Origin of the sequence: Lysinibacillus sp. NPDC056220 (assembly GCF_049315265.1) — a bacterium.
Taxonomy (GTDB): domain Bacteria; phylum Bacillota; class Bacilli; order Bacillales_A; family Planococcaceae; genus Lysinibacillus; species Lysinibacillus pinottii.
In genome coordinates this window covers 292,783-314,330 of the sequence record NZ_JBMOXD010000003.1, presented here as the reverse complement: position 1 = coordinate 314,330, position 21,548 = coordinate 292,783, and the positions used below count along the sequence as shown (strand labels likewise).

The 21,548-nt window shown below is 37.2% G+C and carries 24 protein-coding genes; 14 read left to right on the top strand and 10 right to left on the bottom strand.

Annotated elements, in window-relative coordinates; translation table 11 throughout:
• The first annotated feature begins 132 nt into the window (after nt 1–132).
• Nucleotides 133–1,161 carry a serine hydrolase domain-containing protein gene (locus ACOZBY_RS11585; protein ID WP_422762386.1) on the top strand — a complete coding sequence of 343 codons (1,029 nt, stop codon included), beginning with the start codon at nt 133–135 and terminating at the stop codon, nt 1,159–1,161.
• Between the two features lie 32 nt (nt 1,162–1,193).
• Here the strand turns inward: ACOZBY_RS11585 and ACOZBY_RS11580 are convergent, their stop codons facing one another.
• Nucleotides 1,194–1,499 (bottom strand): hypothetical protein, encoded by a 306-nt coding sequence (locus ACOZBY_RS11580; protein ID WP_012294372.1) that lies wholly within the window; start codon nt 1,497–1,499, stop codon nt 1,194–1,196.
• 96 nt (nt 1,500–1,595) lie between these two features.
• On the opposite strand from ACOZBY_RS11580, the gene ACOZBY_RS11575 reads away from it, so the two are divergent.
• Nucleotides 1,596–2,156, top strand: a complete 561-nt coding sequence (locus ACOZBY_RS11575; protein WP_422762385.1) for an AAA family ATPase — start codon at nt 1,596–1,598, stop codon at nt 2,154–2,156.
• Nucleotides 2,157–2,184: 28 nt separating this feature from the next.
• Here the strand turns inward: ACOZBY_RS11575 and ACOZBY_RS11570 are convergent, their stop codons facing one another.
• The 3 genes from ACOZBY_RS11570 to ACOZBY_RS11560 all read right to left on the bottom strand — a co-directional run bounded on the left by ACOZBY_RS11570 (nt 2,185) and on the right by ACOZBY_RS11560 (nt 5,563).
• Nucleotides 2,185–3,363, bottom strand: a complete 1,179-nt coding sequence (locus ACOZBY_RS11570; protein WP_198695971.1) for a Ger(x)C family spore germination protein — start codon at nt 3,361–3,363, stop codon at nt 2,185–2,187.
• A 323-nt stretch (nt 3,364–3,686) separates the two neighbouring features.
• On the bottom strand, nt 3,687–5,066 hold the full coding sequence (locus tag ACOZBY_RS11565; protein WP_012294375.1) for an MATE family efflux transporter: 1,380 nt from the start codon (nt 5,064–5,066) through the stop codon (nt 3,687–3,689).
• A gap of 17 nt (nt 5,067–5,083) precedes the next feature.
• Entirely contained in the window at nt 5,084–5,563 is a 480-nt protein-coding gene (locus ACOZBY_RS11560) for a DUF6530 family protein (RefSeq protein ID WP_012294376.1), read from the bottom strand.
• A gap of 671 nt (nt 5,564–6,234) precedes the next feature.
• Here ACOZBY_RS11560 and ACOZBY_RS11555 point away from each other — a divergent pair.
• From ACOZBY_RS11555 to ACOZBY_RS11540, 4 genes are all read left to right on the top strand, one after another.
• A complete protein-coding gene (locus tag ACOZBY_RS11555; protein ID WP_036161596.1) occupies nt 6,235–6,705 on the top strand; it encodes a peptide-methionine (S)-S-oxide reductase in 471 nt (156 codons plus the stop codon).
• Nucleotides 6,706–6,733: 28 nt separating this feature from the next.
• Nucleotides 6,734–7,228, top strand: a complete 495-nt coding sequence (locus ACOZBY_RS11550) for an NUDIX hydrolase (RefSeq protein ID WP_422762384.1) — start codon at nt 6,734–6,736, stop codon at nt 7,226–7,228.
• A 172-nt stretch (nt 7,229–7,400) separates the two neighbouring features.
• Complete coding sequence (locus tag ACOZBY_RS11545; RefSeq protein WP_422762383.1) at nt 7,401–7,739, top strand: hypothetical protein; 339 nt, start codon at nt 7,401–7,403, stop codon at nt 7,737–7,739.
• A gap of 152 nt (nt 7,740–7,891) precedes the next feature.
• Nucleotides 7,892–10,954: an ATP-binding protein gene (locus ACOZBY_RS11540; protein ID WP_422762382.1), complete on the top strand. Its 3,063-nt coding sequence runs from the start codon at nt 7,892–7,894 to the stop codon at nt 10,952–10,954.
• A 27-nt stretch (nt 10,955–10,981) separates the two neighbouring features.
• Here the strand turns inward: ACOZBY_RS11540 and ACOZBY_RS11535 are convergent, their stop codons facing one another.
• The gene (locus ACOZBY_RS11535; protein WP_012294381.1) at nt 10,982–11,848 is read right to left on the bottom strand and encodes a DMT family transporter; all 867 of its coding nucleotides are present in this window, start codon (nt 11,846–11,848) and stop codon (nt 10,982–10,984) included.
• A gap of 215 nt (nt 11,849–12,063) precedes the next feature.
• On the opposite strand from ACOZBY_RS11535, the gene ACOZBY_RS11530 reads away from it, so the two are divergent.
• The 3 genes from ACOZBY_RS11530 to ACOZBY_RS11520 all read left to right on the top strand — a co-directional run bounded on the left by ACOZBY_RS11530 (nt 12,064) and on the right by ACOZBY_RS11520 (nt 13,826).
• Complete coding sequence (locus ACOZBY_RS11530; protein WP_012294382.1) at nt 12,064–12,534, top strand: Lrp/AsnC family transcriptional regulator; 471 nt, start codon at nt 12,064–12,066, stop codon at nt 12,532–12,534.
• A gap of 576 nt (nt 12,535–13,110) precedes the next feature.
• Nucleotides 13,111–13,395 carry an ArsR/SmtB family transcription factor gene (locus ACOZBY_RS11525; RefSeq protein WP_419185275.1) on the top strand — a complete coding sequence of 95 codons (285 nt, stop codon included), beginning with the start codon at nt 13,111–13,113 and terminating at the stop codon, nt 13,393–13,395.
• Between the two features lie 47 nt (nt 13,396–13,442).
• Nucleotides 13,443–13,826 carry a VOC family protein gene (locus ACOZBY_RS11520; RefSeq protein ID WP_422762381.1) on the top strand — a complete coding sequence of 128 codons (384 nt, stop codon included), beginning with the start codon at nt 13,443–13,445 and terminating at the stop codon, nt 13,824–13,826.
• A 49-nt stretch (nt 13,827–13,875) separates the two neighbouring features.
• Here ACOZBY_RS11520 and ACOZBY_RS11515 read toward each other — a convergent pair whose 3' ends face one another.
• Both ACOZBY_RS11515 and ACOZBY_RS11510 read right to left on the bottom strand, forming a co-directional pair.
• Nucleotides 13,876–14,055, bottom strand: coding sequence for a hypothetical protein (locus ACOZBY_RS11515; protein ID WP_036161610.1), 180 nt, complete (start codon nt 14,053–14,055; stop codon nt 13,876–13,878).
• A gap of 82 nt (nt 14,056–14,137) precedes the next feature.
• Nucleotides 14,138–14,980, bottom strand: coding sequence for a copper amine oxidase N-terminal domain-containing protein (locus ACOZBY_RS11510; protein WP_031418166.1), 843 nt, complete (start codon nt 14,978–14,980; stop codon nt 14,138–14,140).
• Nucleotides 14,981–15,121: 141 nt separating this feature from the next.
• Between ACOZBY_RS11510 and ACOZBY_RS11505 the strand changes: the two genes are divergently transcribed.
• A complete protein-coding gene (locus ACOZBY_RS11505; protein WP_171821090.1) occupies nt 15,122–15,286 on the top strand; it encodes a hypothetical protein in 165 nt (54 codons plus the stop codon).
• A 130-nt stretch (nt 15,287–15,416) separates the two neighbouring features.
• Here the strand turns inward: ACOZBY_RS11505 and ACOZBY_RS11500 are convergent, their stop codons facing one another.
• Both ACOZBY_RS11500 and ACOZBY_RS11495 read right to left on the bottom strand, forming a co-directional pair.
• Entirely contained in the window at nt 15,417–15,899 is a 483-nt protein-coding gene (locus ACOZBY_RS11500; RefSeq protein ID WP_012294388.1) for a DinB family protein, read from the bottom strand.
• Between the two features lie 92 nt (nt 15,900–15,991).
• A complete protein-coding gene (locus ACOZBY_RS11495; protein ID WP_012294389.1) occupies nt 15,992–16,609 on the bottom strand; it encodes a LysE family translocator in 618 nt (205 codons plus the stop codon).
• Nucleotides 16,610–16,853: 244 nt separating this feature from the next.
• Here ACOZBY_RS11495 and fabZ point away from each other — a divergent pair, with 244 nt between their 5' ends.
• The 3 genes from fabZ (at nt 16,854) to ACOZBY_RS11480 (ending at nt 18,898) form a co-directional block, all read left to right on the top strand.
• A complete protein-coding gene (gene fabZ, locus ACOZBY_RS11490; protein ID WP_036161614.1) occupies nt 16,854–17,279 on the top strand; it encodes a 3-hydroxyacyl-ACP dehydratase FabZ in 426 nt (141 codons plus the stop codon).
• 119 nt (nt 17,280–17,398) lie between these two features.
• Nucleotides 17,399–17,755, top strand: a complete 357-nt coding sequence (locus ACOZBY_RS11485; RefSeq protein ID WP_200991286.1) for a hypothetical protein — start codon at nt 17,399–17,401, stop codon at nt 17,753–17,755.
• 396 nt (nt 17,756–18,151) lie between these two features.
• Nucleotides 18,152–18,898, top strand: a complete 747-nt coding sequence (locus ACOZBY_RS11480) for a polysaccharide deacetylase family protein (protein ID WP_036168261.1) — start codon at nt 18,152–18,154, stop codon at nt 18,896–18,898.
• 56 nt (nt 18,899–18,954) lie between these two features.
• Here ACOZBY_RS11480 and ACOZBY_RS11475 read toward each other — a convergent pair whose 3' ends face one another.
• Entirely contained in the window at nt 18,955–19,227 is a 273-nt protein-coding gene (locus tag ACOZBY_RS11475; RefSeq protein WP_012294394.1) for a hypothetical protein, read from the bottom strand.
• Between the two features lie 803 nt (nt 19,228–20,030).
• Between ACOZBY_RS11475 and ACOZBY_RS11470 the strand changes: the two genes are divergently transcribed.
• Entirely contained in the window at nt 20,031–21,545 is a 1,515-nt protein-coding gene (locus tag ACOZBY_RS11470; protein WP_031418171.1) for a S41 family peptidase, read from the top strand.
• Nucleotides 21,546–21,548: the final 3 nt, after the last annotated feature.

Here is a 21,548-nt window from a genome sequence, read left to right as displayed (position 1 = left end):
GAGTGTTAGTAATTGGTCCCTTTACCTTATCCTTAAGAGAGAACAATGTGAAACGTCATCGTTATGGGGAAATTTATGGTGCGGTAGTGAACAGTTATTTAAAAAAAATTTAATTAAATTAGGAGAAAATGGATGAATACAAATTTAGATAACATCATACTGGACATTCAACAGAAGATTAATTTTTCAGGTACCGTGCTTGTAGAGAATCCAAAGCAGGGTATCGTAGTCAACCAAAGTTTTGGGTATGCAAATCGTTCTGAGGAAATCAAAAATCATGCAAAAACTCGTTTTGGTATTGCCTCTGGCTGTAAGATTTTTACTGCAATAGCTATTTGTCAGCTAATAGAACAAGAAGAACTTTCTTTTGACACTAAACTATGTGAATGTCTCAATCAGTCATTTCCACATTTTGATAAGGAAATAACGATTAATCATTTACTGACGCATACATCAGGGATATCAGATTATTTTGATGAGGAGGAAATGGATGATTTTGAAGAGTTGTGGATTGAAAATCCAATGTATCAGCTTCGAACATTGAGTGATTTTTTACCTTTATTCCAAAATCGTCCTATGAAATATCAAGTAGGTGCTAGATTTCACTACAATAATGCAGGTTATATTTTATTAGGATTAATTGTTGAGCATATATCAGGTATGGTCTTTTCAGATTACATTCAACAATTTATTTTTGATCGTGTAAAGATGACGGAATCTGGCTATTTTTCATTGGACGCTCTACCTTCTAATACGGCCTTAGGCTATATCGACAATGCAGATGGTACATGGAAAACAAATATCTACTCATTACCTGTCAAAGGTGGTTCTGATGGGGGAGCATTTGTCACAGTAGGTGATATGGCGAAGTTATGGGATGCTCTGATGAACTTTGAACTACTAAATGAAGCTTTAACGAAGCAACTTCTATTAGCACATGTAGAAATGAGTGAAAGTAGTGGTTATGGACATGGCATATGGATTAAGAAAAATAGTCATCAATCTATTTTGAAATATCATGTTATGGGGTACGATCCTGGAGTATGCTTCCACTCGGCATATTATCCAGAATCCTCTTACAAGGTAGTGATCTGTTCCAATCAATCAAATGGAGCAATCGATATGATGAGAGGGATAGAAGAGGGGTTATTTTTAATTTAAGAACTTTGAACTGTACGTAGTCCCTAACAAATTTAAGGGGAAAACCGATTTTGTTTTTTTAGTTTTTTCTGCTTATATGTAATATAAGAGGTTTTCAAGGAAGCATAACTACCAATAGCTGCATAGCCATAAAACCAGCCCATAAACAAGCCAGCTAACAGATGGTGGCGATGGCTGATGAAGACGGAAATGAGTAAGCCGATAACTAAAGCGATGAAGGGGACCCAAAAAGGTTTAATATGGCATAGCTTTTTCATCAACTGTGTTAGCATCATCACCACTGGAACAGCGATGACGGCATCCCAAAAGTTCGTATGTATTAGTGGGAAATGTTCCATTTATTTTTCACCTCGATTAGAACTATATACAACTATTATTTGCTGTGAAAATTATTTTATACTCAAAAATTAAGAGCATTTTCTAGGGGGTAACAAATGAAATTTGTCCTTATATTTGGTCCTCAAGCTGTTGGGAAAATGACAGTTGGGCAGGAATTAGCCAAAATAACTAATTTAAAGCTATTTCATAATCATATGACAATTGATTTAGTTAGTCATTTCTTTGACTACGATACGAAAGAGGGGAAGAGATTAGTCAATTTATTTCGACAGGAGATTTTCAAAGAAGTTTCAGCTAGTCATTTATATGGATTAATTTTCACATTTGTTTGGGCGTTCGATGTTCAAGACGATTGGGATTATGTAAAGGGGGTTACTGAGCTTTTTGAATCCAAAGGGGGCAAGGTATACTATGTAGAACTTGAGGCTGCTTTAGAAGAAAGACTGCATCGCAATAAAGGCTCGAATAGACTGAAGCATAAGCCTTCAAAAAGGGACCTTATTTGGTCTGAAAATGACTTGTTAACCTCAATAGAGAAAAACAGATTGAACTCTTTAGAGGACGAAATCCAATTCCCAAACTATATAAAGATAAACAGCACAAATTTAAGTGCGGAAGATGTAGCAAAAATAGTCCAAGAGCAATTTCACTTATAAAAAAAAACGCTTGGCTCCCAAGCGTTTTTTATTCAGGAGAACCCTGTCTTTTAACTTTAATGATTTCTGAAAACGTTTTGCGTCCTGGATTTATTTGCTGAACATCAATAGATATTTTACGAATAGAGTTCTCTTGTAAAGGGATTTTTCCTTCTTTTTCTATTTTTCTCCATGCTTTGACGTTATCTCGATAGAGTACCTCTGATAATCGAAAAATATCTACATCTAATTTTAATCCCTCCGTATAGGTTTCTCTGATTTCCTTTTTCACTTCCTGAATAATTTGTTTTTTCAATTCCTTTTCGCTGACTTTCCCTTTAAAGCCTTGGACGGTTGCATGAAGTTTTAATTCCACATCAAAATAAACATCCTCTTTATTTACAATAGGTATTTTTTCTACTTGTAATTTATTAATACTAACGGTCAACTCCTCGTTACCGTCAGTTCTTAATTTAAAGGTGATTTCACCTCGGTTTGTGTAATTATGCATCCATTGATTACCTCTAGCAGCCTCATCCTTCAAAAAACCTTTTACGCCGTCTTTCGACAAAATACCGACACCTGAAAAATACGTTTCTTCTACCTTTTCATCGACCGTTTGCCAATCTTTTTTGATGGAGACATAAGGTACAGTCACTTCGTGGTTTGGCTCATTTAACCCAATAACGATTTCTCGTAAATTTTTTGGTTCAATAAACGTTTCTTGTTCTGTTGGGTTGATTGGGTTACTTAGTTTTGAAGAAGACAGTGAATTTTTTAATATTGGTGAGACAAGGAGGACATCGTTCACTGATTCCTTTGTACAATACATCCAAATTTGATATCTTGTATCTCGAAAGCGAATAAACGTATCAATAACTGGGATAAAACGCTCATTTTCCATGGCTCTCTCTGAGAAGATAATATATCTCATATGCCCCCAAAAAATTTGCTGGTCAGACGATCGGTACAATTTGTAGATAGCTTCTTCTATGGTTTTTCCCTTGGCATGACCAATTTCAGCAGGTTCAGTATTTGACCTGGGTTGAACGGATTTAGCGACATCTGCAAAATTAATAATTTGTAAATAGACCTCATATTCATCATTAACGTAATCAACACCGACTGCATTGATATAGTACATTCTTTGTGGCTCTGTAATATCCCAGCAACCTGCGAGCAGGGTTGTAAGAAAAATCATCACTATAAATTTGAAGGTTGTTTTCATGGTTTCTCCACTCTCAAGTAGCTATTTTATAATAATAGCTTGGACAAAAGGTGGTGTTTTTATAAAAAAAAGTAGGGTAATTCAATACGTTTTAATTGTCTATTAAACCTTGGGGTAAAATAAATCGAAGAAGATGAAAAAAATATTTTTTTATTTGTAACTTTTTTAAACGACATACGCCTAATTCATTAGTAGAATACAAAAAACTAAAGCAAGGTAGTAAAATTCACTTTTCACAAGATGACCAGGGCTCACTGACGAGCACCTGGTCATTTTGTGTTTATAGAAAAAAGGACATGAGCTCTTTTCATGTCCTCAATTCTTTAATCGTTAAGCATTGCTTTTAATGTTCGTTTTTGCCAGCCTAGCTTGAAGTAGGTATATTGCATAATGAAATGTACACAGAAGGTAATTGGGTAGGCGAGCCATACACCATTTAAGTCTAATGAAGTGTGGTGGGATAATAGGAACGCTAACGGTACCTGAACTACCCAAATAGTAATAACTAAGAAAATTGTAGGCCATAAAACGACGCCTGTTGCACGCATCGTAGCTGAAACCGTTTGTGTATGACCGAAAATTAAATAACTCCAAAAGGCGATATATAAATAATTTTTGGCAATGAGTACAGTATCATGTGAATCGATAAAAAAGGCCAAAATTGGCTCAGCAAATAGATACATGATAAGTATAATCGCACCACCTAAAAGATAGTTAATACGAACACCCATTTGGCGAATTTTTTTAATCATTTCTGTAGAATTCGCTCCTAATGCTTGAGCGACAAATACAGATGTGGCAATAGCAATACTCATCGCAGGTACCTGTGCATAACTAGCCACCTGATTCACAACACCATAAGCTGCAGTTGCATTGGAGCCATAAACGTTAACAAAGCCTATGACAGCTATTTCTGCCACAGATATAGCAACCATACTAATACTAGATGGAATCGCTAGCTTTAATAATGAAGCTAAAATATCTTTCTTTAATTTAAAATGCTGTAAAATAGATTTGTCTAAACGGAGTAAATGCTTGGTTTTATGCAAATATGCCAGTAACAGAATCATTGTTACTAGGTTTGATAACACAGACGCATAAGCAGCGCCATTTAAGCCAAATGCAGGCAGGCCAAACCAACCGAACAGTAATGGAGGAAGGAAGGCGATATTTAACACAACACTGATTACTAAAAATAGGAATGGTGTTTTCGAATCACCAACTCCACGCATAAAGGTTGTATACACCATATACCAGAACATAATTGGTAACGTGAAGAATAAAATTTGGGCATAGCTAATACTCATATCTAATATATTAGCCGGTGTTTGCATAAAACGTAAAATCCATTCAATAAAAAAGCCACCAAAGATTGCCACAACAATGGATAAAATCGTTGTGAAGGCGAGCGTTACACCAACAACCTCCTTCATCCTAGCATGATTACCAGCCCCGAAGGTTTGCCCCACTAAGATGGAGCTACCTGATCCAATACCAATGGCAAATGCCATTAAAAAGAAGAAAAATGGAAAAAAGGCTGAAATCGCTGCTAATGCATCGACACCCAAATTACGCCCCACTAAAAACATGGCAAAAACCTGCCCAACGGATTGTAGGACATTTGCCAACATAACCGGAATTAAAAAATTTAAAAAGGCCTTCCGAAGCTTTTGATCGTCTTGTAACATTTGTGCATTCATCATTATGTTCCTCTTGAGTTTTAATAACCCATTTCTTTTAAGATTCGTGACAATGTGCGTAGTCGTTCACCGATTAGCTCACCATCATTATTTAACGCTTGCTGAAAGAGCTGAATATCTTCATGGATTTGCTCATTTTCTGTACAAACCTCCACAGTCATGGCATCGCCCTGTAAGCCTACACGCTTAATCACGGGGTTTTCTTCATCATATAAATGCTCATAGCGATAGGCCTCTTTAAAATGAAGTTGCGCCTCACAGACTAAAATAGCAAGGTCAAGCACACGATGTAGGGGAAGCTCTTCTGATTGACGAGACCATTTGCCACCTGTATGACGCCAAACCTTTGCTGAAATATCCACCTTGCCTCTGTCATTCCACTGAGCTAATCCGAGAGAAAGCCCTTGAGCATCAGTTTGATAGGCTGTACGTCCATCGATATTGGCATAGTTTTCGGCAACAATTACGGGTTTATGTTTTAAATGTGTGGGGATGTTCATGAAAAAAACTCCTTATCATTTGGATTTAGTAATTTACTAAATTACTGCTTTAGTAAATTTAGCATTAGCAACTTCATAAGTCAATCTTTAGTGGAAATAAACTTTATTGCATTGGCTAGCGACAAATTGACGGTGATGAAGCTAATTGTATTTCTACGTTTTCCCTTCTTTTTTGAATCATATGGAGATGGACGATTTATGCTGCTAGGCATTAGTAAATAGAATGATAACGAAGTATTTATAAAGGGAAGGAGTATGTACAAGTGTAGGTGTAGGGAAATACATATTTTAAAAAGTATGCTGAATGTTCTGGACTATGTCTTGTGGATTATAGCAAACTTCAATTTCGTCGGTCTTCTTCACTTATGTTCGAGGGAAGCATTTAGATGGTAATTCAAAAGTTCTTAATAGAATGTTTAGACAAGCTGTAACTTTTTCAGGATGAAAACAACTACTGTAATAGTAGGATACAAAACTAAAGCAAAGTAGTAAGCTTCACTTTTTCACAAAAGGACCAGGCTTCCCAACATAGTGGGTATCCTGGTCCTTTTATGTTGAGAGAAAATTGCCTGTAATTTGGTTGAATTTCATGGTAGTATGGAATAAAAATTTAGGAATTTCTTACAAAAATATAGATGGGACTATTTTTTACTATAAAGGGGGGAATGAGATTGGAAGTAGTATACTTTGCAGGTGGTTGCTTATGGGGAGTTCAAGCTTTTATAAAAACGTTACCAGGCGTTGTGTTTACAGAGGCAGGAAGAGCCAACGGAACAAGTTTTACACTTGAGAGTGATTACGATGGGTATGCCGAATGTGTAAAAACAGGATTTGATCCGTCCGTTGTATCCATCAGGGAATTAATGGGGTATTTTTTTGAAATGATTGATCCTTACAGTTTGAATAAACAAGGACAGGATGTAGGCGAGAAATACAGAACTGGCGTTTATAGTGAAAATCCGGAACACTTACTTGAGGCACAGGCGTTTCTTTGTAAGAGAAATGATTATGATTTGATTGTTGTTGAAGTATTACCTCTGACAAATTATGTAAGAAGCGCAGAGGAACATCAAGATAGGTTAGCGAGATGTCCAAACGATTATTGTCATATTCCAGTAGAACTATTAAATAAGTATCAGTAAGAGAGATTATTATTTTAGGAGGAAATAATTGACAACCACTTATGTGAATTGGGGAGAATCCATCGTTACATTAACTTGGGAAAAAAATAACTTATTGCCCCCACATCATCTAATAACAAGTGTTCATGGCTTTTGTTTTCAAGGGGATCAATTAGTATTGGTGGATGTAAATCATCGAGGATGGGATTTTCCAGGAGGACATATTGAACCGGGTGAAAGCCCAGAGGATTGTTTAAAACGGGAAGCACTGGAAGAGGGCTATGTGGAAGGGGAATGTAAGTTGATAGGGCATATTATCGTTGACCATAGTGAAAATCCATTATGGACAAAAAATAGTCCCTATCCTAAAATTGGCTATCAACTATTCTACAAAATGACGATAACAAATCTGCTCCCATTTGAGGGAGAATTTGAATCTGCTCAACGTATGTTTGTAAATCCGAATGATATTGCTTTTTATTATCACAAATGGAATATTCTTTATAAGGAAATATTGGATTGTGCACTACAGCAAAGACCTTAAACAGTAAGGTTTTTTCATTTTCAGCAGAGTTAATAGTAGACCATACACGGCTCTTCTAAATGTTTAAAATGAAACAGACGTGCTCAGTTGGAGATGAACATATACAGTGTTTTCATAAAAATGAAACCTTTACCAATAATTTTCGTAAATTGAAAAGAGAGGGGGTTTTTTAATGAACCGAAAATATTTTATTATGATGGTTATTGCATTTATGATAGAATACGTCCTAACTTATTGGATTGCCTCCGTATTTTCTGTCAGATTTATTGAGGTCATGTTTTTCACAGGGGCTGCCTTTACATTAGGAACGCTCTACTTTACAAGTAGTGGAGGAGCTATGTCAAGGTTTTTTGCAGCACAATCTGGAGCCATAACAGGCATCATCCAGGAGCGAGATCGATTTCAGTTTAAAGCAGGTCCTGTATTTATAGCATCACTACTATTCGTACTGATAGGTTTGGTATTCTTTATCTTACTTGTTACAGGCATCATTCCACCGCAGAAGATATAGTATTTATGGGAAATCAAGATAGTCTCTAGACTGTCTTGTTTTTTTTAGGGCAAAATGGGTTGTTCAGATTCTGTATAAGTTGAGTTGGTAAAATAGGTGGTTATTGAATCACTCTACCATTTTAGATTTAGGAGGTGTTATGGTCATTCACTATGAAACATAGAATTATGGCTATCATTATATTATTTATAGTGTTGTTAACAGGTTCTCGTATGTTGTGGCTCCATTCATTTACGCAGCCAGATCAACCATCTGCAATAAAGGGGCAAATCGATGTCCGTGATTTTGATTTTCAACATGATGCATTAACACTTGATGGCGAATGGTCCTTCCATCCATCACAGTGGTTGATGGATCATCAATCCTCCAACCACTCATACATACAAGTCCCAGATGGTTGGGACAACGTTTTTCGGAAAGGAGAGCAAAGCCCATTTGGATACGGCTCTTATCAACTAAAAATACTGGTTAATACAGAAGAGGCAAGAACCTTTAGTTTAAGAGTCCCAAGTATTCGCAGTGCTGCAGAAATATATGTAAACGATCGCTTAATTGCGAAATCAGGGGAGTTAGGTGAAAATCGAGCGCAAACAATGGCTAAAAATATACCCTTTACAGCATCATTTGAGATAAATGGTGAAAGTGAAATCGAACTGGTCATTCAAGTAGCCAACTTTCAAGATCCTCGTAATGGGGGAATTGTACGCTCTATAAAATTTGGACAAGAAGATGTGATCAATCGGGAGACACAATTGTCCATCACGATGCAGTTATTCGTGGCAGTGGTCTTGGTCCTGCATGCCATTTACTCTGTTATCCTCTATTTAGTTGGAAATAAAGATAAACGCCTACTATTCTTTTCGATCTTAACCGTAAATATCATGTTTTATTATTTATTAGGAAGTGATGATAAACTTCTTTCATTTTGGTTTCCCATCAATTATGATTGGGGATTTATATTAGTCCATCTTTCTATGGTAGGCATTGGCTACTCGTTATTGCAGTGTATAGAGCACTGGCTACCGCCACATTTACAGCACTATAAACGGATGTACACTTTTTTCTGCTTGGTGGCAATCCTATTAGCCTTTACTTTACCGATACGTTATCTTGTTTCCATACAAGCTTTTTATATGGTTATTTTAGGGGCTCCCATAGTGATTACTTTGATTTTGATGACCGGAAAATCCATCAAGGATATTCGCAGTAATGTCTTTATTTTATTAGGCCTAGTGGCTTTTGTGAATAGTATCCTTTGGGATGTCATGCTGCTGATTACAGGAATTAAAGTCATTTCTTATCCATTTGATTTGATGGTGACAATTGCCTGTTTAGCGACATTGTGGTTTAAAGATTACGCAAAGGTACATGCCGATACGAAGAAGCTTGCTCATAAATTGCAAGAGACTGATAAAATTAAGGATGAATTTTTGGCAAGTACCTCTCACGAATTACGGAATCCACTTCATAGCATCATCAATATGTCCAAAGCGGTACTTGATCGTGAAGCCAATCGGTTAACTGCAAAAAGTGTGACTGATTTAGAAACTGTCCTGTCCGTAGGTAATCGGATGTCTTTGTTGTTAAATGATTTGCTGGATGTCGTAAGTTTGAAAGACAATACACAACAATTACAACTAAGTAGGGTTTCCATCCATTCCATTGCTGTGGGTGTTTTTGATATGCTGCGCTTTATGATTGAGGGGAAGCCTGTTCAGTTTGTCCTGAAAATACCTGAAGATTTTCAAAGAGTGCTAGCTGATGAAAATCGTGTGATTCAAATTGTCTTTAATTTAGTGCATAATGCTGTGAAATTTACGAATGAAGGGTCGATTACAATCTCGAGTTATACACGCAATGGAATGGCGAACATCGTCATTACGGATACAGGCATTGGTGTGGACGATGAAACCATGCGTCGAATATTTGAACGATATGAGCAAGGGACGATCAGTAAAACTATGGTAGAAGGAGGGTTTGGGCTAGGACTAAACATTTGTAAGCGGCTCATTGAATTGCATGGCGGTACATTGAAAGCCCAATCTATTGTTGGACAAGGCTCGACCTTTACATTTACATTGCCCTTAGCGGTTGAATCGAATGTCCAAGAGCCACTTGAAAAGGGACGACAAAGTGTTAGCAAGATTCCAGAGCGCATAACACCTTTACAAACTGACTTGGAACATGAACAGAGTACGGAGTTTAATCATCCGCGTATATTGGTAGTGGATGATGAGCCTATTAATTTGCGGGTCGTTGAGACCATTTTAGCGAATGAACAGTATGACATTGTTACGGTGACAAGTGGTATAGAAGCGCTAGTATGTATTCAGTCACACGAGTGGGATTTAGTTATTTCAGATGTGATGATGCCGAAAATGTCAGGGTACGAATTAGTTCGTCTTATTCGGAAGCAATTCTCCATCACCGATTTACCTGTATTATTACTGACAGCGCGTAGTCAACCCCAGGATCTTGAAAATGGTTTTTTAGCAGGTGCAAATGATTATGTGACCAAGCCTGTCGATGCCCTAGAGCTACGATCACGAGTAGCGGCTTTAATAAAGGTGAAGCGATCTATACAGGAGCGTCATCGTATGGAGGCTGCTTGGCTGCAGGCACAAATTGAGCCTCATTTTCTTTTTAATACGTTAAATGCCATTTTAACGTTGAGTGAAATGGATAGTGAGCGAACAAGTAGATTAGTAGAGGCACTCAGTGATTTTTTAAGAGAATCCTATAATTTTCAAAATGTTGAAGCACTTGTGCCGTTAGAAAATGAACTTACGTTAATTCAAGCTTATCTCTATATTCAGCAGGAGCGCTTCGGCGATCGTATTCAGGTTAAATGGGATTTAGAGGCATCTACAGATGTGCTTATTCCATCATTAACGATTCAACCCTTAGTTGAAAATGCCTTACAGCACGGTATTTTAAAACGTACAGAAGGGGGAACGATCCATATTCGGATTTATGAAAGTGAATCACAACTTGAAATTACGGTTTCGGACAATGGTGTTGGCATAGATGAACAACGATTGTCCCAGTTGCTTCAGACAAAACAACAGCCATCCGGAAGCATTGGCTTAATGAATACCCATCTTCGTCTTCAACAGCATTACGGGCAAGGATTGCTCATTACGAGTAAGCTTCATGAAGGAACGGCTGTTTCTTTTGTGGTTCTTGTAAAGAAGCCTGTAAAACAAAATGCATGACACTTCAGTGTGCCATGCATTTTTTCTTTATATAATCGCCTGCGGAACTTTTGCTTTAAACTGAGTGAATAAATAGCATCCCACAATGACGATAAGTCCACCAATTCCCTGAAGCCAAGACATATTTTCTCCAATAAATAAATAGGCGAGAAGGGCGGTGAAAATTGGATTGAAGTTTAAAAAAATCCCCGATGTTGTCGCGCCTAGCTTCTGTACACCGATATTCCAAAATACCATACAAACAACGGTTGAGATAATACCCGTATATAGCATGGAAAGAATGAAAGATGTATTGACATTTGTGAAGGTGAAATCTGTGCTCGTAAATGGTAGGAGCATCAGCACACCAAATATTCCTGCATAAAAGGTAGCCATTAATGGTGAGGTTGTTTGCATAGCCCATTTACTACAGACGGAATACAGTCCCCAAACACACACGGCTGCCAACATCCATAAATCACCTGTATTGAACTGGAAATCCAGCAATAGCTGCCAATCTCCTTTTGAAAGAACGAGAACTACTCCGAACAAGGATAAAATCATTGCCGATAACTGCCACTTTGTTATTTTTTCTTTAAGCAAAACAAACGAAAACAGGGCAATGGATATTGTATTCATAGTAGAGATAAGCCCAGCATTAGTAGATGTCGTACGCTCCAATGCTAAAAATTGAAAGATATTAAAGAAAGCAACCCCAGTAACCCCCATCAACATTAACGGAACAATGGCTTGTTTTGGAGGAACTAATTTTTTTTCTTTCCACCAAACTAAAGGGACAAGGACAATGACAGCAATTAACCATCTGACCGTTGTCAATGTCAAAGGTGATGCATGTGCAACAAGCGTCTTGGCAACAACAAAATTTCCACCCCACAGTAAACTTGTGATAAGCATTAGACCTATATACAATTTAACCAAAGCTCGTAACACCCTCTTTTACCTTTATGTATACTAAGAATCATAGCATTAATTGTCAATTGACTGTATAATATTTTGTGAAAGTGATTTTATTTGAAATAAACTAAAGTTATTGTGATTTTATAAAAATAATCTTCGGAAAAATAGCTTCGTAAATACATAACGAAAAATAATCGAAAGGGGACACAGCTATGGAGGATAGCAAAACGAAAGGTCTAGACAGTATGGATCTTCAAATTTTAGATATTTTGCAGAGAGAGGTTCATATTAGTAATGCCGAATTGGCTAGACGTGTAAACTTATCGCCACCAGCGACACATACAAGAGTCAAACGATTGGAAAACGAAGGATACATCGATCAGCAAGTTGCTATTTTAAATCAGGAAAAACTAGGATTTGATTTACTGTGCTATGTTTTTATGAGTACGGATATCCATCAAGCGAAGGAAATAGAAGAATTGGAAACGAGCTTAAAAACGATGACAGAAATATTGGAATGTCATTGTTTAACAGGTGCCTATGATTACTTATTAAAAATCGTCATTCGAGATCGACAAGAATTGAATCGATTTATTCGGAAATTAAATAAGTTAGGGATCTCTAGAATTCAAACAAATTTATCGTTACGGGAAATCAAATATTCCACGGTGTTACCCTTATAAAAATACAGCAAGTGTGAGTGTTCTACTCATGCTTGCTGTGTTCCTCTTCATGAGAGCTTTTACTCACATGGATTTACTAATACCTGTTTCGTTTTGAATGTCCATGGTGCAATTGTGGAAAATATTTCCTAGTTGGGAGGACAACGAATAAGCGTTAACATTGCTGGTTTAAACCTAGCAAACCAAGCACTATACCAGAAATTGAATAGTCGCATCGCATTACGACAAATATGTAGATAATGATAACAACACAAGACGACATTTTATTTGGCTTAGCGGTTTTGAGTATTTTAGCTGATGTTGTGAATATCTAAAGCGTGAATAATGAGCAGTTGTACAATTTTGCAAAATTGCCCTAGTGAATAAGCATTGCAACAGATATCCATTTGGTAGCTTTTCTTTAATGTGATAGTGCACGACTAACGCCATGTGCTTTAATGGTGATTATAAGACTTAGCTGTCCTCGACAGGTTTTCTAAAAAACGAGTCGGCGACAGCTTTTTTTGTGTGTTTTTGCAAATGATAGACGCTAAAAAATTTAAAAAGAGGGCAAAAAAAGTTGTCTATACTCGTTTTATGAAATGGGACAAAGATGCTATATTTAAAGCACTTGCGAACTCGACTAGGAGGCTTATCATAGATGAACTATGTGAACGAAATGAAATGACCTTGTATGAGCTCACGGTTCGTCTACTTTTGAAGTATGAGCTTTCCATAACGAGACAAGCAATTGCTAAACATCTTGTTGTTTTGGAGGGGACCGGGCTTGTCACTTTCATGAGGAAGGGCAACTACCGAATTGTTATGTTTTACAATGAGCCACTTATTGAAAGAGTGGGTAGAATAATTTTACGAACATGAACAGGTGGAGGCAAGCAAGTTGCTAACTAGCAGAGGAGGCTATTCAAATGAACATTATTGTGAACAGTATTTTTGTAACAGACCAAGCAAAGGCATTGTCATTTTATACAGATAAGCTTGGATTTGTAAAAAAGGAAGACGAACCATTAGGAAAACATAGATGGCTGACGCTTGTATCGCCAAATGATTTAGAAGGAACTGAGCTTTTACTGGAGCCGGATGAACATCCTACCGCAAAGGATTACCAAAAGAGAATATTTGCTGAGGGTATTCCTGCCACGATGTTTGGTGTAGCAGATATCCACGAAGAATACAAGCAATTATTAGAAAAAGGCGTAGAATTTACGATGGTGCCAACAAAAGTGGGAGCGGTCACAATAGCGGTCTTGGATGATACTTGTGGCAATCTTATTCAGATTATCCAAAAATAATTCATATTGAAAGCGTGTTTAGAGTCTAGTCCAAACACGCTTTTTTTATTTATTTGTGTATTGCTAAACCTCGGTCAACATTTAACAAGTCGAGGTTTTCTTTTGGTTGTGCATTCACGGTCTGTTCTTTAGCTTCAGCTTCTTCGCTTGGCGGCGCTTCCTCTGATGAACAGGCTGATAAAGCAAATAATAAAAATAATACCAAACTAAATGACAGTAATTTCTGCATGAGGCAAACCTCCATCCATAAATCGTTGATATGAATATTTTGCACATTTTCATACAGAATATGTTTAGTTTACTGTTATTTTTTAAGCAACGGTGTTGCTAATAATTTTGTTGAATCCGTTGTTAGTGGCCGCATTAATAAGCTTTTGAATAGACTCCTTGTTAATATCTGAGAATATATACCAACTATCATTACTAACATCATGGAGAAGAACAGTAGGATAACCTTCTAATAATTCATCCGGGAATGCCTGATTTAATGAGTACATATCGAACTGCTGAACACTTTTATTGTCAGCGTTTAAAAAATCATATTGTCCAAGCTTATAATAAGATCCAGGTACGTCCAGATTTAATTGCCAAGAATAGTCTTTAGGAGCTTCTACTTTAGCTCCTTTTTGCTGAAAAATCTTGAACATAGCGTGATGATAGCTATTGCCCTTCATTTCTTGAATAATGCCACCCATCGTCATGTGATATTCATAGTGAAGGGCCTTGATTTTTTGATTGTTTAATAATAATGGCTTAGTGGCAATAGTGACAGTACTTTGTTTGTAATCAACTTGACTGCCGAATGTTTCCGCAATAAAGCGAAGCGGTACATAAGTACGATTGTTTTTAAGATATGGTGTTGCATCCAAGTGCTCGGCCTTACCATTTTTCATGACGGTCTGACTGTTTAATGTTAACAAAACAGTTGATTGGTTCATGGTAAGAGTAATTTGTGAATCCTTCCATTGAACCTGTGCACCTAGATTTTCACTAATTACTCGCAAAGGTACCATGGTACGATTGTTTTTGACCTCAGGTGCTGCATCTGTTTTCACAACAACTTCGTCAATCATAAGCTGAGGTGTTGCTGCGTCAGCAGGGGAAGCTGTCCATAATACAGAGGTTAATAATAAGCCTGTAAAGATTTTTTTCATGGAAATTATCCTCCTTTATTTTTACGACCTTATTTTACCATAAAATTCAATTACGATTGTGATAGTTTACTATTTATTAATTTTTAACAGTGTATAAACCGGTTTTGAAATCGAATACTAATCGTGAAAGGAGGTTTTTTTGTGAAGTTTTTAACTTGGGGCATAGTAGGTGCAGCATTGTTCGCTGCTATGAAAGGTTACGGGAAATCAAGTCAAGGACAGAAGGATAGCTACCAACAAACGACAACACCTGTTCAATTAGTAGCTAATGCGAATCCTTTGACAGCTAATACACCGAAACAGTAAGAGGCGTCACGGATTATAGATTATGTTGATCTATAAGCTTGTTATATTTTACATAAAAATCCTATAGTTGCTTGATAAAGATAGATAGAATATTGGTTGATGTCAATCACCCTTAAGTGGCAAAAGGATTTTAAGAAGCTTCCTGCTGAGACTCCTTTAGAATCCGATGAATCGTTAAGACAGCCTGTATATGCATGCCCTCATGGAAAATAGTCCGCCATAACACTTGTTCAATGGTTTGCATGCCCATCTCAATAGGGGAAAATTCTTCCATCAGTCGATGACCATATTGTTCCTTTAGCTGTTCTGGCTGCTGTGCCAATAATATTTTTAATGCCTCAAAAGATGGCGTATTTTCATCAAAATCATCAGGTGAGGTGCCGAACCCAAACCAGTGAACGAAAGAATTTAATTCCTCTTGTTTTTCTTTCGTTAGAGCCTCTATCCATAAATATTGATCAAGATATAAATGGCCCATATTCCAGCGGATATTATTGCGGAAGCCAGTTGGAATGATATGGGCCTTTTCCTCTGTTACATCATCTAGTACTTGTAGTAACTCGCTCCGGTAATGCTGTAGTTGTTGAAATAAATTTTCTTGTCGCTGATTCATTGTAAAACCTCCTTGAAGTATGTATTAGCTATTTTCACCTAATTTCCTGCAAAAAAAAAGAAGAACTCTGATGAGGGTTCTTCTAGTCACATTTATTTACTTTGTGTTTGCAAAGCTAGTCTTACACCGAGACCGATATAGACAAAGCCAACTGTTTTTTCAAGCCAACGGGAGCTGCCACTTGCTTTTGTAAAGATTTTTTCACCGATAAAGCTTGTCACAACAGCTAGTAAAATAGTATACAACGCGCTCATTACTACGAAAGTAATGCCAAGTGTCAGCAGCTGGACTGTAATAGATGTCTCATTATGCTGGATAAATTGTGGTAAAAAGGCAAGGAAAAATAAGGCCGTCTTTGGATTTAGTATTTCTGCTAAAAAGCCTTGGCGGAATGATGTACTCGCAGGGCTTTGTTCCACAGTAGGTTGTTCAATTTTCTTCGGTTTCGTAACAAGCATCTGTATCCCTAAATATACAAGATAAGCTACACCAACATATTTCACCACTTCAAAGGCTGTGGCAGATTGCATTAAAATAGCTGATAGACCTAAAACGGCTGCTAACGTATGGACTAAGTCACCGAGGCCGATACCTAAGGCTGTGTAAATGCCGTTTTTCTTACCACTTTTTAGCGTTTGTGTAATGGTGATAATAACTGCAGGTCCTGGAATTAAAAATAATAAAAGAACTATTGCGATAAAAGATAACATGCTTACCATCCTATTCTAATAAACTAATCATTCTAGGGTGAATGCATGACATATTATATTCTAGTGACTATAGACCTGTCGATAAAGAAATATTGAAAAAGGAATGAAAAAATATTCAGAAAATATTTGAACGAGGTGGTTTATTCAGATTGAATGGAATTTTTATGCATGTAACGATATTATTAGTACCAACTAATAATATTTAATGATAGAATTAGGTCATTAAAAAATGGGAGGTATCTTCATGTTAACTAGTCAACAAATTCAAGAAATTTTGCCACATCGCTATCCATTCCTTTTAGTAGATCGCATTGTGGAATTAGAGGAAGGGAAACGTGCGGTTGGTCTTAAAAATGTGACCATCAATGAGGAGTTTTTTAATGGACATTTTCCTCAGTATCCTGTAATGCCAGGTGTGCTCATTGTGGAGGCATTAGCCCAAGTTAGCGCTGTAATCATGCTGACGAAGGAAGGCAATGAGGGAAGACTAGGATTACTGGCAGGAATAGATGAATGTCGCTTTAAAAAACAAGTGAAACCTGGAGATCAATTACGACTTGAAGTTGAAATTACACGCATAAAAGGCTCAATCGGTAAAGGGAAGGGACTCGCGACAGTTGATGGAGAAATGGTTTGTGAAATGGAGCTTGTGTTCGCGTTTGGTAATTAATGTACGCAATGAAGGGACAATTTTGCCATCTTCAGCGCTTATAGCTGAAGCTTCTTTGTGAAAATGGTCATTAGATGCCTCTAAGCGCACTACACCACTAACTTTCTTTGATATAGTAAATGGACAAACAGCAAACATTTATGAGAGAAAGAGGGGTTTGGGTCGCTGTTTTTGAACGAAAAGAAGGGCTGTTAAGGGCTGAGGATGCATTGGATAATGATTTTTGTGATCGATTTGTACAAAAAATGCATAAACAGATTCACCATAAAAAACGCCATCGAGCTATCTATCAGTGCTATTTTGTTTTTTTTCATCAACAATATACAAAGCTAGAGCTAAGGCTATATAATCCGTATTTTATGGCAGCAGGCGTATCAAATTATGCGTTTAAAGCCAATTTCTATAACATTGAGCGGGGTCATTTTGCCCATTTTTATGTTGATTGCTTCCGTTTTAAATGGCTTGTCCAAATGTAGTATTTGCGATATTTTACAACTTATCAAAATGAAGATGAGCATTATTCAGAGCATCATTGAACATTTACATTTTTAGCCTCTTAAAACGCCAGAACATCGTGACTCGAATAAATGGTCCAATGGTTTATCAAAAAGCTGTTTAACGCTTCACCATAGTCTACATAAGACCAAGTCTAATAGGTCAAAGCGAAGGCTATCAAAATGCCTATAGTCGAAATCTTATTATGATGGACGAGCTTAATTTAGAAGATTTTGGTGTTGTTGGAAAACCTATCTTCACGGCCATTATCTCTCAGTTATGGTAAAATGCATTTTTATTATTTATTGAAACGTAAGCATTTTTTTGCGAATTCCTCAAATAATAAAGTACGAAAAAAATTTTGGGGACGTGAAGATTTGAAAAAAGTATTACTGTTTTTACTGCCACTTTGTTTGGTTACGGTGTCATTTTTTTATGTCAAGGCGAGTACTTATGACAATAAAGGGAGAAAGTATTATGAAGAAGCGGGGCAAATACTATGGGAAATCCAAACGGAGGAGAAAATCATTGCTCTTACTTTTGATGATGGACCACATCGCACCTACACAGCGGATGTTCTGGATGTTTTGGATAAATATCAAGCAAAAGCCACTTTCTTCATTGTCGGTCAAAATGCAGAAAAAAACCCTGAGCTTATTTCGAGAATGTACGATGAAGGGCATGAATTGGCCAACCACACCTATACGCATCCTTTAAAAACAAATGTCTCGAATTTGATGAAGGAAATTGATCAAACCAATGCAACTCTTTACAGTATTACCGGCTTTAAACCAACATTATTCCGTCCGGTGGAAGGGCAATTCTCAGATGCAATGATAGATGCAATTGCCAAAGAGGGCTATAAAGTGGTGATGTGGTCCTGGCATTTGGATACGCTTGACTGGAAAAGTCCAGGAGTTAATCGAATAGTGAATACCGTATTAAAAGGAGTAAAGGCAGGTAATATTGTGTTATTCCATGATGGTGGAGGTAATCGAGCACAAACTGTGAAGGCACTGGAGCAAATATTACCGGAGCTTGAAAAACAGGGTTATCGATTTGTGACGGTTTCAGAATTGCTTGAAGTGCAGATGGCGCATAAAAAAATGGAAAAAAAACAGTAGTGTTGAAAGTCTTCTTTCAACACTACTTTTTATGGTGCTATCTCTTTATGTAAAGGTTATTTTAACAATTTTTTGATGTGCTTCAGCTCACTAATTAAGTAATCAATTTGCTTCTGCATAGTATCAATTTGAACGTTCGACTGACTGTCTCCATTATTATTTTGAGAAGTATCCTTATTAGCGTTGACAAGTGCCTCTAGTGCGAGACCTGATGCAATAGTCTGTAGGCCATCTCCTAGTGTTGAAATGGCAGTACCAATATAAGCTAACTTAGCTGCATAAATTTCTAGGGAATCATTGTTTTGATTGGGCTTATTATTTCTTCCCATTATTTTTCCTCCTTATGTTTGTCATTACTTGCATCATATGCGTGAGGAAGAGAAAAGGAGAACGATTTAATTGATTCACAGGAAATGGTAAAATTAACAAAACGACAGCATATTGGAGGAGCGGTCATTGACATATATATAGATCGTTGAAATGGATAGACAATTGTTGGGGGGAATAGGCTGTTATTGAAGGAGCAAGAAAAAGGGGTTCCTGCATTTCCCTGTTAATTGGAATAAACGATTAGTAGGCTTTCTTATATGTGGAAGTTACGACGGAAACGGAAAACGTCTTAGTCGCAGCCAGCAAGCTATGCCTCTCAGTTGACCTGGTTCAAGATTAAAAGCATGGAAAAGTTGATGGAAAAATCGCCGCCACCCTATGAGGTCTTCTCTGTCATCTATAATGGACAGCTTATTTCTTTTCACCGATTAACGGTTCATTCGGTCTATAAAAAGCTTCAGCACAGTATTAGGAGTACCTGTGTAAAAAAATGTCCATGATTTGAAACTTTTTGAGTCATTGGCACGTTATATTCTTATAGTATTTCTATGAGTCAATTGATTTTTTAGTTGACTGCTACTAGGAAATGAGTAAAATTAGAAGGCAGTACCATTATATACCTAAAGCTTTTATAGGGAACAATGGATTCATGAGCATTAGGATGCTAGATGGTTGGAAGCATGATCAGACAAGGTGTGTCATAAAATTTGGACAGTCTTTTTCTTTTCGTCTTCTGTATAACCTGTTAAGATGGTAATAGTGTGACAACAAGTTAGTGTATATGAGAGTGGTGACAATCAAGATGGATGAACAGAAAAAAGAAAGTACAGAGCAGCAGCAAGAGCCAACGCCTGCTGAAATCAAGCCAGCAGGACAATTTATACAATTAAAACCGTTTAAATTCATCATGCTAATGTTCTTTACAATTCTTATTACTGCCGGCTTAACGATTTTTGCGTTAACATTTGGTGATAAGAAAGTGGTAGAAGTGAAAGTTCCTGTAGAACGTGAGGAATTTACGAAATTATATGAAGCATTTGATTTACTGAAAAATAACTATTACAAAGATATTGAGGATGAAAAAGTAGTTGATGGTGCTATTAATGGCATGTTCGATGCATTAGGCGATCCGTACTCTGATTTTATGGTGAAGGAAGAAGCAGACCAATTTAACTCTGGTTTATCTTCAAGCTTCCAAGGAATTGGTGCAGAAATTCAAGAACGTAATGGTTATATTACAGTTGTGTCACCGATCAAAAATTCTCCTGCTGAAAAGGCAGGCTTATTACCAAAAGATATCATCTTAACGGTCGATGGGAAAAGCATTCAAGGCTTCAGTGCTACAGAAGCAGTTGCGTTAATTCGCGGCGAAAAAGGAACATCTGTAAAATTATCAGTGAAACGTGGCGAAAATACTGAGCCTATACAAATGACTATTGTTCGTGATGAAATCCCAGTAGAAACTGTATACGGTGAGATGCTTGATGGCAATATTGCCCATATTCAAATTACATCGTTTAGTGAACAAACTGCTCAAGAGCTTGAAAAAATCCTTGTTGAGTACGAAGGCAAAGGTATGAAGGGGATTGTTTTAGATTTACGTCAAAATCCTGGTGGCTACTTAAAGGCTGCAGTGGATATTTCTAATTTATTTGTACCAGAAGGCAAAGCCATTGTGCAGGTACAAGAAAAAGATGCAGAACCAGAAGTCACAAATGCGATTGCTGGTAAAAAATACGATTTACCAATCACTGTTCTAGTTGATGGTGGTAGTGCTTCTGCCTCTGAGATTTTAGCTGGTGCCTTAAAAGAATCTGTTGGTGCAAAGGTGGTTGGTGAAACATCCTTTGGTAAAGGCACAGTCCAAAATGTCACTCCGTTGAAGGACGGCTCTAATCTGAAATTTACTACAGGTAAATGGTTAACGCCGAACGGTAACTGGATTAATGAAAAAGGGATTACTCCTGATGTTAAGGTTGCTTACCCATCATATGCCTCGTTACCATACTTGAACGCTTCTATGGAAATGAAGGCAGGTATGCAATCAGACACTGTGAAGGCGGCAGAAGAGATGCTTCAAGTACTAGGGTATGAACCTGGTGAAGTAGATGGTCTTTTCGATGACAATACAGCGCGTGCAGTAGAACAATTACAAGCTGCGAATAATCTTGAAGAGACAGGTGTTTTAACAGGAAATACAACGTATGCATTAATGGATGCGTTACGTGCAAAAATGAAAGCTGATGATCCTCAGTTGCTAAAAGCGAAAGAGCTTCTATTAGGTACAGCTGAAAAGGCTGAGGAAACTACAAACTAACAA

What these genes read in the sequence shown, in the direction of transcription:
- ACOZBY_RS11500 (WP_012294388.1), bottom strand. Translation starts at nt 15,899, where the DNA reads ATGAATCAGCGACAAGAAAATTTATTTCAACAACTACAGCATTACCGG.
- ACOZBY_RS11495 (WP_012294389.1), bottom strand. Translation starts at nt 16,609, where the DNA reads ATGTTATCTTTTATCGCAATAGTTCTTTTATTATTTTTAATTCCAGGA.
- ACOZBY_RS11470 (WP_031418171.1), top strand. Translation starts at nt 20,031, where the DNA reads ATGGATGAACAGAAAAAAGAAAGTACAGAGCAGCAGCAAGAGCCAACG.
- ACOZBY_RS11510 (WP_031418166.1), bottom strand. Translation starts at nt 14,980, where the DNA reads ATGAAAAAAATCTTTACAGGCTTATTATTAACCTCTGTATTATGGACA.
- ACOZBY_RS11570 (WP_198695971.1), bottom strand. Translation starts at nt 3,363, where the DNA reads ATGAAAACAACCTTCAAATTTATAGTGATGATTTTTCTTACAACCCTG.
- ACOZBY_RS11535 (WP_012294381.1), bottom strand. Translation starts at nt 11,848, where the DNA reads ATGCTTATCACAAGTTTACTGTGGGGTGGAAATTTTGTTGTTGCCAAG.
- ACOZBY_RS11525 (WP_419185275.1), top strand. Translation starts at nt 13,111, where the DNA reads ATGAAATGGGACAAAGATGCTATATTTAAAGCACTTGCGAACTCGACT.
- ACOZBY_RS11515 (WP_036161610.1), bottom strand. Translation starts at nt 14,055, where the DNA reads ATGCAGAAATTACTGTCATTTAGTTTGGTATTATTTTTATTATTTGCT.
- ACOZBY_RS11580 (WP_012294372.1), bottom strand. Translation starts at nt 1,499, where the DNA reads ATGGAACATTTCCCACTAATACATACGAACTTTTGGGATGCCGTCATC.
- fabZ (WP_036161614.1), top strand. Translation starts at nt 16,854, where the DNA reads ATGTTAACTAGTCAACAAATTCAAGAAATTTTGCCACATCGCTATCCA.
- ACOZBY_RS11530 (WP_012294382.1), top strand. Translation starts at nt 12,064, where the DNA reads ATGGAGGATAGCAAAACGAAAGGTCTAGACAGTATGGATCTTCAAATT.
- ACOZBY_RS11540 (WP_422762382.1), top strand. Translation starts at nt 7,892, where the DNA reads ATGAAACATAGAATTATGGCTATCATTATATTATTTATAGTGTTGTTA.
- ACOZBY_RS11545 (WP_422762383.1), top strand. Translation starts at nt 7,401, where the DNA reads ATGAACCGAAAATATTTTATTATGATGGTTATTGCATTTATGATAGAA.
- ACOZBY_RS11575 (WP_422762385.1), top strand. Translation starts at nt 1,596, where the DNA reads ATGAAATTTGTCCTTATATTTGGTCCTCAAGCTGTTGGGAAAATGACA.
- ACOZBY_RS11560 (WP_012294376.1), bottom strand. Translation starts at nt 5,563, where the DNA reads ATGAACATCCCCACACATTTAAAACATAAACCCGTAATTGTTGCCGAA.
- ACOZBY_RS11520 (WP_422762381.1), top strand. Translation starts at nt 13,443, where the DNA reads ATGAACATTATTGTGAACAGTATTTTTGTAACAGACCAAGCAAAGGCA.
- ACOZBY_RS11475 (WP_012294394.1), bottom strand. Translation starts at nt 19,227, where the DNA reads ATGGGAAGAAATAATAAGCCCAATCAAAACAATGATTCCCTAGAAATT.
- ACOZBY_RS11565 (WP_012294375.1), bottom strand. Translation starts at nt 5,066, where the DNA reads ATGATGAATGCACAAATGTTACAAGACGATCAAAAGCTTCGGAAGGCC.
- ACOZBY_RS11585 (WP_422762386.1), top strand. Translation starts at nt 133, where the DNA reads ATGAATACAAATTTAGATAACATCATACTGGACATTCAACAGAAGATT.
- ACOZBY_RS11485 (WP_200991286.1), top strand. Translation starts at nt 17,399, where the DNA reads ATGGACAAACAGCAAACATTTATGAGAGAAAGAGGGGTTTGGGTCGCT.